Genomic DNA, 13622 nt, shown 5'->3' on the forward strand with positions numbered 1-13622 from the left:
AAAGAAACTTGTGGCGGTTATGCTACACTGTAAAGCGAAGACTAAAAAGGAGGAAAAGGGATGCGTACACTTATCATCATTAGCCATCCAACGATCGAAGAATCTTTAAATCAGCAATTTTTCAAAGAAGCTTCTGCTGGTTTACCAGCTACTTGGCATCATTTGGAATCAAGTTATCCAGACGGAAAAATAGATATAGAGACTGAACTACAGCTCTTGGCCCAGCATGATCGGATCATTTTCCAGTTTCCGTTTTACTGGTATAGTTCTCCTGCTCATTTAAAAATTTGGCAAGATAATGTCTTGGAACGAGCAGCACATGTATTAAAAGGGAAAGAACTAGGAATCGTATTGACAACAGGTGTGGCGGAAAAAGAATACCAAGCTGGAGGAAAAGAAGAATATACGATTTCCGAATTTTTGAGGCCGTATCAGCGAATCGCAAATAAATTCCATATGACCTATCTTCCGCCATTCGTTTTAGCACAATTTATGTATTTATCCCAGGAAAAACGTTGGGAGAAGCTAATTGCTTATCAGCAGTATCTCTCATTGGAAGGCAAACCATCGCTGACTCAGCGGATTGACTGGTTTATTCAAAGAGTACAGGAAAATCAGAAAATGCAGGAAGAAGAATCTGAAAAACAAGCATATATCGTAGAAGCACTGACTGAGGCAAAAGAGCAGATCGAAGACTTGACCTTTACACTGCAAGAAATGAAAGGAACTTCATTATGACAAATGATTGGCTGATCCAACAATTAGATGAATTAAGCGAAAAATCAGAATATCAAGACCGTGCGCTCTTATATGAAATAAAGAAACTGATGGCTGAGATAGACGAACGAACAATGCAGCTGCAAGGAGAAATCGACGGACAATCTTGGAATCATCTCAACTGGTGAAATTTTCTTATAAATAACAAAGATAAAAATGTGCACAGCGACAATTATTTGCTACAATAAGAATATGAAGCGTTTGATAACGCTATTATACATAAAAATTGGTGGTGAAAAAAATGTATGATGAAAATGAGTGGGGAGAAAATGTTCGGATGACCCGAAGAAGACAGCAAAAACAGGCAGCTCGTAAGCGGATGATCATGATTGGGGCAGCAGTTGCCGTGTTTTTGATCATAGCAGGAGGAGTTGCGGGTCTATATTTTCATGGAAAAAATTCGTCAGAAGCGAAAAGTACGACCATAACGGAAACAACGACAAAGAAAACAGAGACGAAACAAACAAGTGAGTCATCAACTAAAACAAAAGAGACACAAACTTCTGAAGAAAAAACAGCAAATGGTTTGCCAGAGCAACTTCAAGCAATCGTAAATGATTATTCGAAAAAGATCGAAGAAAAGACGCCTGCATTGATTGAAGAATACCAGACAGAAATTCAGGGAAATCAAGAGGGAATAGCTGGTTTATCAGCAGTTGCTAACCAAAAAGCACGTGAGCTTCAAGCAATCTCCGACGAAGGGATCAGAAAATTACGTGCAGCGTATCAGGCAGCAGAAAATAAAGACGGTGTAGACTTAGATACTTTGATCAATCAATTATCGGCTAATTATACGAATCATGTCGCTAAGATTTCCGATATTTATTTGCAGACTAGCGCCTCTCTTCAAGCAGAGTCAACAAGCACACAAGACACAACATCTTCTGATTCTGAGACAGCAGAGTCGGTAGAAGCTTCTGAAATGCAAGCTCGAACAACACAAGACACAACAGATTCCTCTGAAACTAATACCAACAGCGCGACTTCACAGGCTGCGACAACCGTAGTTTTGGAAGGAGAAGGTCCAAATCAAATAGCCGAACGAACTGGCGTACCAGTAGAAACGATCTTGTCGCTGAATGGGATGAGCATGGAGAATTATTTCCTGACTCCCGGTGAGACGCTAAAATTGAATTGATAAAAGCAATAAAAAAGAACGAAGCTTCCACTAAGGTGAAGCTTCGTTCTTTTTTTATTTTCCGGTTCTTTTTTCGCGTACAAAGTAATGGATCGTCATGTAAAGCAAGAAAACGAGTCCAATAATCAATGAGATTCTCGTTTCAGGATTGATAAACATGAAAATCAATACGATAGCTAAAAAAGCAAGTGTCACATAATTCGTATAAGGAGATAGTGGCATTTTAAAAGGATGATCATGCATTTTATCTGCGTGCTTCTTTTTGAAGCGAATCTCGCTGATCAAAATCACTACCCAAGGAACCATACCAGGCAAAATACTTGAGCTGTATACGAAAACGAAAATATTTTCTGACTGGTTGATGAACATTGGTAGAAGATAATTTAAGATCAGACCAATTAAGATTCCACCTGAGATTGCTACGACAGGATAAAAAGGCGCACCGTGACGAGATAGTTTCAGAAATTTTTTAGACATCTTTCCATTTATGGCAAGTGTATAGACCATACGACTTGCGCTGAAAATCCCTGAATTGCAACCTGATAATGCCGCTGTAATCACGACAAAATTAATCAGTCCTGCAGCAAATGTAATGCCGACTTTAGAAAAAGTTTGTACAAAAGGTGAACCAATCTCACTCAATTGATTCCACGGATAGATACTCACAATGATAAAAATAGCACCAATATAAAAAATCAAGATTCGACCGATAGTGGACTGGACAGCTTCAATGATCGTCTTTTTAGGATTCTCTGCTTCACCAGCAGTCATTCCGATCAGTTCGATTCCTTGATAGGAAGCAACAACGATCGATAATGCAAAGAAAAATCCTTTGACGCCTCCAGTGAAGAATCCACCATTTTTCCAAAGATTTGAAATCCCTACTGCCTGACCATGATTACCAAATCCAAATAAGATTACCCCAAGACCTGCAATGATCATCAAAATGATCGTTATGACTTTGATGATCGAAAACCAAAATTCTAATTCGCCAAACGCCTTGACAGAAATAAGATTTGCCAGCATAAGAAACAAGACGACAATGATTCCGGGAATAATTGCCGGCAAATCAGGCCACCAATAATTCATATAAGATCCTACAGCAATCACTTCACTTATTCCTACGACAATATATTGAAAAATATTACTCCAAGCGGTCAAGTAGCCAGCCACAGGATGGATGTACTCGCTCGCGTAATTTGCAAAAGAACCAGTCGAAGGATCAACGTAAAGCATTTCGCCTAAAGCACGCATAATCAAATACAAAAAGAATCCTGCAATCGCATAGGCTCCCATCACTGAGGGCCCTGTCCAACGTATGGTTGAGGAGGCACCCATAAACAGACCGACACCGATCGTTCCACCTAGTGCGATCATTTGGATATGACGGGCACTAAGACTTCGAGTTAACTTTTCTTCTTCCATACAAAAACTCCTTTCGTTGTTGAGTCAACAAGAAAAAATAATCAAACGTTTCAACACATGTTTTTCATTATTAGGTTAGCCTTATTGAACTCTTGATGTGATTCTACAGAAAATTTTCATAAAATGCGAGGAAAATTCGAAAAAAACTTTTTCATCATTCTACTTGAAAATGCTTTCCATTTTAGTTAAACTATATTTAAATAAAAAGTTAGGTAAACCTAAAAAGGAGTGTAAGATTTGGAACGTACGGCCATTGTAATTCAAGACCTTTCAGCCGCTTATCAAGGGAAAACTGTTTTGAAAACTATCAACTTGACGATAAATCCACAAAAAATTACCGGTATTATCGGACCAAACGGTGCAGGAAAATCAACATTTATGAAATCTTTGCTAGAGTTGATACCAGCTACTACTGGTAAAGTCACCTTTTCTGGACAGCCGGTAAACTCAGTCCGTAAAAAAATAGCCTACGTGGAACAGCGAAGTGAATTGGATCTTTCCTTTCCAATTGATGTATTAGGCGTTGTACTTTTAGGAACATATCCATCTTTACGAATTGGACAAAGACCTGGGAAAAAAGAAAAAGAACGTGCAAGACAAGCTTTGAAAAAAGTAGGGATGGAAGAATATGCCAAAAGACAGATCAGCGAACTATCGGGTGGACAGCTTCAGAGAGTTTTTATTGCAAGAGCTCTAGCCCAAGGAGCAGAATGGATCTTTTTAGATGAACCATTCGTAGGGATTGATGCGTTAAGTGAACGAAAGATCTTTGACATCTTGCAGGAATTGAAGAATTCAGGAAAAACGATTTTGATCGTCCATCATGATCTTCATAAAGTAGAAGAATATTTCGATGAGGTTATTCTTTTAAATAAACAGCTGATCGCTTCCGGTCCAGTACAAGAAGTCTTTACATCGAAGAACCTTCAATTGGCCTATGGTGAGATCATCAGACATTTAGTAAAAGGAGGAGAGAAAAAATGATCCAATCCTTTATTGATGGATTAATGAATTATCAATTCCTGCAATACGCTTTGGTCACTTCCATGCTTGTAGGACTTGCTTCTGGAGTCATCGGTTCTTTTATTATTTTACGAGGGATGTCTTTGATGGGAGACGCTATCTCTCACGCAGTTCTTCCAGGTGTAGCCATTTCTTATATGTTTGGTTTTAGTTACATCTTTGGAGCCACTGCTTTTGGGATGCTAACAGCAGCAGTGATTGGTTTCGTGACTCAGCGGAGCCGATTGAAAAATGATACAGCGATTGGAATTGTCTTTAGCTCCTTTTTTGCATTAGGGATTATCTTGATTTCATATGCCCAGAGTGCGACAGATTTGTATCATATTTTATTTGGGAATGTCTTAGCTGTTAGGGAAAGCGATTTGTTGCTGACAGCACTCGTTAGTGGAATCGTCTTGATATTTGTCTTTTTCTTTTATAAAGAATTGAAGATCACATCATTCGATCCGACAATGGCAAAAGCTTATGGGCTGAACACATCGCTGATCCATTATCTTTTGATGTTCTTTTTGACATTAGTGGCTGTAGTCAGTTTACAGACAGTAGGAACAATCTTGGTGATTGCCATGTTGATCACACCAGCCGCCACGGCTTACTTGCTAACGAACCATTTACTGAAAATGATCATTACAGCTGCAGGAATCGGTATGCTAAGTGCAGTTGTCGGTGTGTTTTTCAGTTATAGTTACAATTGGCCATCAGGAGCTACGATCGTGTTAGCATGTACCGCATTTTTTATCCTTGCTTTTTTATTTTCTCCAACAAAAGGAATTTTATTTCAGAAAGGAAGCAGATAGATGAAAACAAAAAAATCACTCTTTTTAATCTTGGCAGTTAGTTTCTTGGTATTAGCCGGTTGCGGAAAGCAGGCTTCTGACCAAGCGGATGAAGGAAGTAAAGAAAAGTTGTCAGTCGTGGCTACCAATTCGATCTTGGCGGACATGGCAAAAGAGGTCGGAACAGATCAAATAGATATCCACAGTATCGTACCAGTCGGAACAGATCCGCATGAATATGAAGTACTACCAGAAGACATCAAAAAGGCAAGCGATGCAGATGTTATTTTATACAACGGTTTGAATCTTGAAACAGGTAACAGCTGGTTCGATAACTTGATGGAAACGGCTAAAAAAGAAGAAGGAAAAGATTATTTTGCAGTTAGCAAAAATGTAGAACCTCTTTATTTAACTAGCGGTGAAGAACATACAAAAGCAGATCCCCATGCTTGGCTAGACCTATCTAACGGAATAAAATATGTGGAGGAAATCGCACGTATATTCTCTGAAAAAGATGCAGAAAATGCGACACTCTATAAAAAAAATGCAGAAGCATATGTGGAAAAACTAAAAGAATTAGATACACAAGCGAAGGAAAGTTTTGCTTCTATCGAAGAGAACAAAAAATTATTAGTAACAAGTGAAGGGGCATTCAAGTATTTTTCACGAGCATATGATTTGCCAGCAGCTTATATATGGGAGATCAATACAGAAAGTCAAGGTACGCCTGATCAAATGAAAGCGATCATTGATCAGATAAGAGCAAAAGAAGTACCGGTTTTATTCGTGGAAACCAGTGTAGACTCAAGAAGCATGGAACGGGTAGCAAAAGAAACGGGTTTGAAAATCTATGATAAACTGTTCACTGATTCCATAGCAAAAGAAGGAGAACAAGGAGATTCTTACTATCAGATGATGAAATGGAATATTGAAACGATCCATGAAGGTTTGTCACAAACAAAAGAAAGCTGAAAAGTGCAAGGTCTAGCTTGAGGAGCAGACCTTGCATTTTTTATAAGAGATATGAAAAAAAATTATGCTGTTTTTCGTCGTACAGATACCTTTTTTGAAGAAATTCCGTTATAGTTAGAGTAAGGAAGGAAGGTGTGGCTATGAATTTTACACGTAAAGATAAATATACGATTAAAGAAGAAGTCTTTCGATTGATCAGCCAGCAGGAAAATACCGACAAGGATCAAGACCTTCAATTTCTTGAAGCAGAATTAGCTAAATTATTCATAGCAAATCAAAATGAGACAACAGAACCAGATGAAGAGCTGTACATAGGCAAATGGTTGTTTGATGAATTTCAGCCTTTAGATGAAAATACCGGTATCGGTTATTTTGTGTTCCTTTCTCCAGTCGGCTTCACACCTGGCGTATTAGTTAAACAAAACGACGAAATAACCGTCAAAGCATGGCCTGCATTATTTTCAGTCATCAAAGCAGAAGGAGTAATCAAAAAGATCCAGTCGGCCTATTATAAAAGTCAATTTATTGCCAACAGCAAATTAATGAATATGTTTTATAATCGTCTAGTAGAAATTGCTAGGCCTGGGAAAATCCCGCAAACATTCACGTACACACAGCAAAAAAATCTCTATGAAGAAGTATTGTATTCCCGCGATCTGTCTGAGTTTTCGCCATGGGAAGAGGTAAGGCTCCATGAACTGTTAAGTACAAAACCAGTTTCATTGAATTTTTTTAATGCATTAGATAACAAAAGAAAATTAATTTCAACAAATTATTGGGAAGTATTTGCTGCAAGAAAAAAATGGATGGAAGAAAAGAAGATTGCCGATCAGCAGATCCAGTTTGTCCAGCTGAAAAAAGAAAAACTATATTATGGGTTATACAGCCGTTAACAGCAAGCGAGGAAGACCATGACATTAAAAGAAGAAATCATACAAGAAAGCAAACGATTAGGAATTGACAAAATCGGGTTCACCACGGCGGAACCTTTTGATTCATTAAAAGAATCGTTGGAAGAACAAAAAGCAGCTGGCCATACTTCTGGCTTTGAACATCCAAATATCGATGAGCGTCTTTATCCAGAAATGACATTTGATCAGCCGAAATCGATCATTTCCATTGCACTTGCGTATCCTACTAGGATCCATGAAGAAGTGCCTAGGGATGAAAAACGCGGGCAGTTTGCTCGTGCTTCTTGGGGGATCGATTACCATGATATACTCAGAGACCGTTTGAACCGATTGATCGAATTCATCCAAACAAGAGCAGAAAAATGGCAAAAAGAAGAGGAATGGCGTCTAGCTCCGCAAGTAGATACTGGAGAACTGATCGATGTCGCTGTAGCACAGCGAGCTGGTTTAGGATTTATTGGACGAAACGGATTGTTGATCACTGAAGAGTTCGGTTCATTTGTCTATCTTGGTGAGATCGTTACTAATATTGTATTTGAGCCTGATAAACCAGGAGAATTTGGTTGCGGTGACTGTATGCGCTGCGTGACTGCTTGTCCGACAAAAGCATTGCTTGGTGACGGAAGAATGAATGCCCAGCGATGTTTGTCTTATCAAACTCAGACAAAAGGGATGATGCCGGAAGAATATCGTAAAAAAATGCGAAATGTCATTTATGGATGTGATATCTGCCAGTTAGTCTGCCCTTACAATCAAGGAAAAGATTTTCATTTTCATGAAGAGATGGAACCAAAAGTAGACGAAATATATCCAAAATTAAAGCCAATGCTTTCGATGTCTAATAAAGACTTCAAACAGCAATTTGGGCATTTAGCTGGTTCATGGCGTGGGAAGAAACCTTTGCAGAGAAACGCATTGATTGCTTTAGCTAATCTAGGTGATCGAACGGCATTGCCTGAGATTTCAGAATGTTTAACAGATGTCCGCCCTGTCATCAGAGGAACAGCAGCTTGGGCTATTGGACGTCTAGGAACAAAAGAACCGGAAAAATGGCTTGATGTATTAGATGAAATATTAGCTAAAGAAACAGAAGAAGTCGTTATAAACGAATTGGAACATGCCCAGAAATTATTGCGGAGAAAGTTAAAATAAAAAAATAGTTAACATTATTCAAAGTTTTTGTCCAGTAATTGTTGTAACAATTACTGGTTTTTTTGTATTTTTTACATTTTTTTAAGAGAATTTGATAAAAATCAAAAATTTTTTTGCTTTTTTTTATGGATTATTGCAGTGAATGTTACAGAATCTGCGTTTTTCATTCAAAAATAAAAAAACATAGAAAAACGATTACTTTGCTTATACAACAAGGCTTTTATGGTTTTGTATCAAAAAAATATTTGTTTAAATGTTACAAATATTAAATAATTCGTTATTTTGTCATTAAATGTCATGTTTCTTTTACCTATGAAATATTTCTAAATGATAAAGTTAATAGCGTCGAAAGAATAAAAAACGGAGAAAAAAAGGAGTTTAATATGAATTCATTTAAGAAAATTGTTTTAGGTACAACTTTTGCTGCTGGTGCTACTGCAATGTTTGTAGGAACTACAAATGCTCACGCTGATGAAGTTTATACAGTAAAATCAGGTGATTCATTATCTAAGATCTCACAAAAATTTGCAGGAGACAACTCAATGATCGATGCAATTGCTGAAAAAAATTCGATCGCAAACATCAACCGCATTTATGTTGGTGAACAATTAACAATCCCAACTTCAAATGATTCTTCAGCAACAACAGAAAACAAAACAACAGAAAATACAGCATCTACAACTGAAACAGCAACGCAAGAACATACATACGTTGCACCTGTTGAAACAGTTGAAGTAGCTCCTGCTGCCCCAGCTGCTGCAACAGCGCCAACTTCAAGCTCTGCAAAAGAATGGATCGCACAAAAAGAATCAGGCGGTTCATACACAGCTACTAACGGACGTTACATCGGCCGTTATCAATTAGATGCTTCATACTTAAACGGCGACTATTCAGCTGCCAATCAAGAACGTGTAGCAGAACAATATGTAACATCTCGTTATGGTTCATGGGATGCTGCTAAAACATTCTGGTTAGCAAACGGCTGGTACTAAGCCGATAAAAGGAAAATGATGAAACCGAGAAACTTGTTTATTCAAGTTCTCGGTTTTTTTGTGTGAAAAATAACTCGTTTGCTTCCCACAGCGCAGCAGTACAAATAAAAACTCGAATAATGTATAATAAAGAAAACGTTTTTTTGTTTAGGGAATGAGGAGGAGCCATGAGTACAAAAGAGAGTCTCGAATTAAACGAAATCACAAGTGGAAATCCACTGTTATCCAGTATTCGATCGATTGTAGAAACGACATTTTACGGTAATAATGTTCATGAAGTTTTTGATAGGAAGACAGCTTATCAACTAGCAAAAGGGAGTCCAGGAACGATCATCACAGATTTAACAATCTCACATGCTGAAGAACTAGATTTACCAGCTGATGTTAGGACACTAGTATTCAATGATGGAAGCATTGTGGGAAGAACAGCAAGTGCTCGGCGGATCTTTGAGGACTTAGACAAGGAACAAAGCAAATACGAGAAAATTTTAAGAGAAGCTGTGTATCAAAGTCGCAAGCGCCAGTTTTACCATACAAAAGTAATCGTTGGCCTATCTGAAGAATTTTCTGTGCAAAGTCATTTGCTGATTCCAGAAGGATTTGAGAACAATTTGTATTCTTATTTGCTGAATTTTCAGCCAGCGAATTCGAAGATCTTAGAGACTTATCAAAAGTCTGTTTCCTTTGATGAGGGAGATCTTTATATCTTTTGTGATCCCGAATGGACACATGAAACATTTCCAAATGGACTCATTTTGTTTGATGCTCTCCATAATACAGCGGCTGTGCTAGGATTACGTTACTTTGGAGAATTAAAAAAAGCGACTTTGACGCTTGCTTGGGCATTGGGAAATCGCAATGGCTTTATTGCCTGCCACGGTGGGATGAAACAATATGCTAGTAATGACCAGACCTATACGATGGCTGTATTTGGGTTGTCCGGTTCTGGAAAATCAACGATTACCTTAGCAAAACATACGGAAGGTCACTCTGTTTCGATCTTGCATGACGATGCTTTCGTTATTTCTCGAAAAAATGGTTTTGCTACTGCCTTGGAACCTTCTTACTTTGATAAAACACAAGACTATCCGTCTGATGATCCGGCCATTTCTTCTTTCCTTACTTGTCAGAATGTGGGCGTGACATGTACAAGTAAAGGAGAAAAAGTCCTAGTAACAGGAGATATACGAAACGGAAATGGGCGGACAGTCAAATCACGTTATGCGACACCCGACCGAGTCGATCATCTTAGCGAAAAGATCGATGCTGTTTTTTGGATCATGAAAGATGATTCGCTTCCGCCAATTATCAAGATCAATGACCCAGTTTTAGCAGCGTCTTTTGGTGCAACATTAGCAACAAAACGATCAGACGCGGAAAATATCACTACAAAAAGACAGCTAGATGAGCTAGTCATTGAACCATTTGCTAATCCTTTCCGTGTCTATCCTCTTAGGGAAGACTATCAAGCTTTTCGAGAGTTGTTTTTGAAACAGCAAACAGCCTGCTATGTCCTGAATACTGGATATTTCGATGATAAAAAAATCAAACCTGAAACGACATTGTCAATCGTTGAAAGAATCGTGCAACAAACGGCAGAATTCAAGTCGTTTGGTCCATTTGAAGACATCCACTATTTACCTATACCAGATTTTCCTGTTTCTTTTGAGGATACGTCCTATAAAAATCTGGTGAAACAACGACTTGATATTCGTTTACGATTCATTGAAGCTCAGATAGGAAAAGATCTCTTGCCAGATGAAGCAAAAGAAAGTTTGGAGAATTTGATTCAGAAATTGAACTAAAATAACAGCTTTTTCAAGAAGTAATCCATGCGCAATATCGCTCGGGATCCTTACTTGAAAAAGCTGTTTTTCTATGATGGATTTTTCGTAATATAGGTGGAGATGTCCTTTTGATAATCTTCCGTAGGCCAATGACCAGTATTTAAGAAGTTGGCTAATAGATAGCCGATATAAGGACCTGTGGTCAAGCCAGAAGAGCCTAGACCGCTAGCAGCCAGTAAGCTTGGATCATCTGGCAGTACGCCGAAAAATGGGGAAAAATCTGACGTATAAGCACGGGTACCTACACGGAACTCGTATGGCCAGTTTTTTATCTGATCTGGATCAGTCAAGAACTGTTCTGTACTCTTAGTCAATCCCTTATAAGCTTCGCTAGTAGGAGCCAAATCCCAGCCTTGATCGTTTTCATGGGTAGCACCTAAAAGGATCTTTCCATCCATGAAAGGAATGAAATCAGCTTCTCCGTCAAGCATAGCAACAGGCCAGTCTTGACTCATCTTATAAGATGTCTGAAATGCTAAGAGCTGCCCTTTTTGCGGACGTATATCTGCAGCATAGCCTAATTCTTGTAATAAAGGCTTAAGTGCCGGGCCAGGTGTCAAAATTACACGATCAGCTGTGTATTCTCCAAACGGTCCCTTGATGAGCCAAGAATCGCTCTTCTTATGCAAAGTGACTTTTGCCTGGATCTGCTCCATTTGTTTTTGTGCTAAACGCTGACCAAGATGTTCTAAATATGCTTTTCCATCCAGACGACCACCACCACTGATACGCAGTGAAACTGCTGGTTTCAATAACGGAAGTGCTTGAGATGTCTGTTCAGGTGAAAGCCATTCGATGTTTCCAATTTCTGGCGCTTCTTCTTTTCGTTTCTCGGCAAGAACAGCCAATTCAGCTAAATCTTTTTCAGGTCGAAGCAAAAGTGTCCCTGATTGTGCGTAAATCGTTTGATCAAGTTGGAAATCTTTTATAAGTTTAGGGAAAAAAGCAGCGCCGTCTTTAGCCAGACGATACCATTGTTTGTTTCTGCGTTTCGACAACCAAGGGGAGATAATCCCAGCGCTAGCTTTAGTTGCCTGTCCTGTCCCTTCATCAAATAAAGCAACATTGAATTTTGATGTATCTAAGTAACTGGCTAGGGTCATACCAATGATCCCGCCACCGATAATGGCAATTTTTTCCATAAAAAAGCCTCCTTTTACAAACAACCATTTTCACACAAAAAAACGGCAGATGCAACACCTGCCGTATATGGAATCTACGCTTTTTTAGCAAAGAACAGATAATAGGCGAATCGAGCAAAGCTTACGAGAAGCAACAGCAACAAGACGCCTAATGCTGCTTTTGATCCTAATGTAGTAGACACTTCATAGTTATGGGAAGTATGATGCTGGACGTAATTGATAATGACCGCTACTAATGAAGTAGCCACAGCGCCAGAAAACTGCTGCAAGGTATTGAACATTGCGTTCCCGTCTCCTTGTAGTTCTTCATTCAGTGCATTCATTCCGGTGGTCATCATATTGCTGTAAGATAATCCGATACCGATCATATAAAACACATGACAAGCAATCAATACACCCACTGAAGCGTGTCCTATGAGTAGGAATAATGCTAGCCAACCAATCAAAGAAAGAATCAGCCCAGCAAAAATTGGCTTCTTCGGACCATATTGATCCAGCATTTTCCCGGAAAAAGGAGAAAGCAAAGCACCAACCGCTGCGCCGGGAAGCATCGCTAATCCAGCGACAAAAGGACTACTTCCTTGAACGATCTGAAGGAAATTCGGCAAGACAAAAGATACACCAAGTAATAAAAACTGATAAACTAAGAAGCCAATCAAAAACAAGCGGAATGTTTTATTTGAAAGAATAGACAGTCGGATCAGTGGATGCTCCACTTTTTTACTTCGATAGTAAAAAAGGAACCAGCCAATACCGCCGATGATTAAAGCAATCCAGCTGGAAACTGTTCCCAACGTACTCAAAAATGTTAGACTTCCACTAAACAAAAGACAAATTCCTAAAACGCTTATCCAATCCAAATAACCACTTTTTTGTACTGCCATCTCGGGAATAGCAAACCAGCCGATAATCAAAGAAAGAATCAAAACGGGCACAAGAAACAGGAAGATATGATTCCATGTAAAATGTGAAGTCATAATGCCTCCATAAGTGGGGCCAATTGCTGGAGCAATGGCCGTTGTCAAAGTACCGACACCCATCATCGCGCCTCGTCGATTGAGGGGGGCAAATGTCAAGATAATATGGAACATCAACGGAAGAGCGATACCTGTCGCTGCACCTTGGAGCAATCGACCAAACAATAGGACCATGAAGGTAGGAGAGAAGAAATCGATCATTATACCTGCCAAGAAAAGCAGATTTGAAGCTAAAAAGAGTTTTTTGAGACTAAAATTGCGATTCAAATAAGTAGACAGCGGAACAATGATCGAAATCATCAAAAGATAAATCGTTGTTACCCATTGGACTTGTGCAGTCGTTAAATCAAACTGTCTGATAAGAGTTGGGAAAGTTACATTCATGGCCGTCTCGATCAATACGCCCGCAAAAGACATCATCCCTGTTGCAATTACTGCAGGTACTAAAAGCAGCTGTTTTTGTTTTGTCATTTACATCACCTCTAAAAAA

General features: G+C 38.9%; 13 protein-coding genes. 10 read left to right on the top strand and 3 right to left on the bottom strand.

All coding sequences use genetic code 11. The annotated features are described in order from the left end of the window. The first annotated feature begins 60 nt into the window (after window positions 1-60). From ACIFUW_RS02110 to ACIFUW_RS02120, 3 genes are all read left to right on the top strand, one after another. A complete protein-coding gene (locus tag ACIFUW_RS02110; protein ID WP_002286851.1) occupies window positions 61-738 on the top strand; it encodes an NAD(P)H-dependent oxidoreductase in 678 nt (225 codons plus the stop codon). Next, on the top strand, window positions 735-905 hold the full coding sequence (locus ACIFUW_RS02115) for a hypothetical protein (RefSeq protein WP_002286849.1): 171 nt from the start codon (window positions 735-737) through the stop codon (window positions 903-905). The genes ACIFUW_RS02110 and ACIFUW_RS02115 overlap by 4 nt, the downstream gene beginning before the upstream one ends. 113 nt (window positions 906-1018) lie before the next feature. Next, a complete protein-coding gene (locus ACIFUW_RS02120; RefSeq protein ID WP_002286848.1) occupies window positions 1019-1915 on the top strand; it encodes a LysM peptidoglycan-binding domain-containing protein in 897 nt (298 codons plus the stop codon). A gap of 54 nt (window positions 1916-1969) precedes the next feature. Here ACIFUW_RS02120 and ACIFUW_RS02125 read toward each other — a convergent pair whose 3' ends face one another. Then, window positions 1970-3340, bottom strand: a complete 1371-nt coding sequence (locus ACIFUW_RS02125; RefSeq protein WP_002286847.1) for an amino acid permease — start codon at window positions 3338-3340, stop codon at window positions 1970-1972. A gap of 237 nt (window positions 3341-3577) precedes the next feature. Here ACIFUW_RS02125 and ACIFUW_RS02130 point away from each other — a divergent pair, with 237 nt between their 5' ends. From ACIFUW_RS02130 to ACIFUW_RS02160, 7 genes are all read left to right on the top strand, one after another. Then, on the top strand, window positions 3578-4324 hold the full coding sequence (locus ACIFUW_RS02130) for a metal ABC transporter ATP-binding protein (protein WP_002293686.1): 747 nt from the start codon (window positions 3578-3580) through the stop codon (window positions 4322-4324). Beyond that, on the top strand, window positions 4321-5160 hold the full coding sequence (locus ACIFUW_RS02135; RefSeq protein ID WP_002286845.1) for a metal ABC transporter permease: 840 nt from the start codon (window positions 4321-4323) through the stop codon (window positions 5158-5160). The genes ACIFUW_RS02130 and ACIFUW_RS02135 overlap by 4 nt, the downstream gene beginning before the upstream one ends. Beyond that, entirely contained in the window at window positions 5161-6111 is a 951-nt protein-coding gene (locus tag ACIFUW_RS02140; protein WP_002286843.1) for a metal ABC transporter substrate-binding protein, read from the top strand. It abuts the gene before it with no gap. 140 nt (window positions 6112-6251) lie between these two features. Further along, on the top strand, window positions 6252-7004 hold the full coding sequence (locus ACIFUW_RS02145; RefSeq protein ID WP_002286840.1) for a hypothetical protein: 753 nt from the start codon (window positions 6252-6254) through the stop codon (window positions 7002-7004). Between the two features lie 18 nt (window positions 7005-7022). Further along, window positions 7023-8174 (top strand): tRNA epoxyqueuosine(34) reductase QueG, encoded by a 1152-nt coding sequence (gene queG / locus ACIFUW_RS02150; RefSeq protein ID WP_002286837.1) that lies wholly within the window; start codon window positions 7023-7025, stop codon window positions 8172-8174. Window positions 8175-8557: 383 nt separating this feature from the next. Continuing rightward, window positions 8558-9166, top strand: a complete 609-nt coding sequence (gene apf, locus ACIFUW_RS02155; RefSeq protein WP_002286836.1) for an aggregation-promoting factor — start codon at window positions 8558-8560, stop codon at window positions 9164-9166. Between the two features lie 167 nt (window positions 9167-9333). Then, window positions 9334-10971 carry a phosphoenolpyruvate carboxykinase (ATP) gene (locus ACIFUW_RS02160; protein ID WP_002286835.1) on the top strand — a complete coding sequence of 546 codons (1638 nt, stop codon included), beginning with the start codon at window positions 9334-9336 and terminating at the stop codon, window positions 10969-10971. A gap of 71 nt (window positions 10972-11042) precedes the next feature. On the opposite strand, the gene ACIFUW_RS02165 is transcribed toward ACIFUW_RS02160, so the two are convergent. After that, window positions 11043-12155, bottom strand: coding sequence for an NAD(P)/FAD-dependent oxidoreductase (locus ACIFUW_RS02165; protein WP_002286834.1), 1113 nt, complete (start codon window positions 12153-12155; stop codon window positions 11043-11045). Between the two features lie 74 nt (window positions 12156-12229). Further along, window positions 12230-13603, bottom strand: coding sequence for an MFS transporter (locus ACIFUW_RS02170; protein WP_002293681.1), 1374 nt, complete (start codon window positions 13601-13603; stop codon window positions 12230-12232). Window positions 13604-13622 lie beyond the last annotated feature (19 nt).

This window comes from Enterococcus sp. PLH-Efm8 (assembly GCF_053011625.1).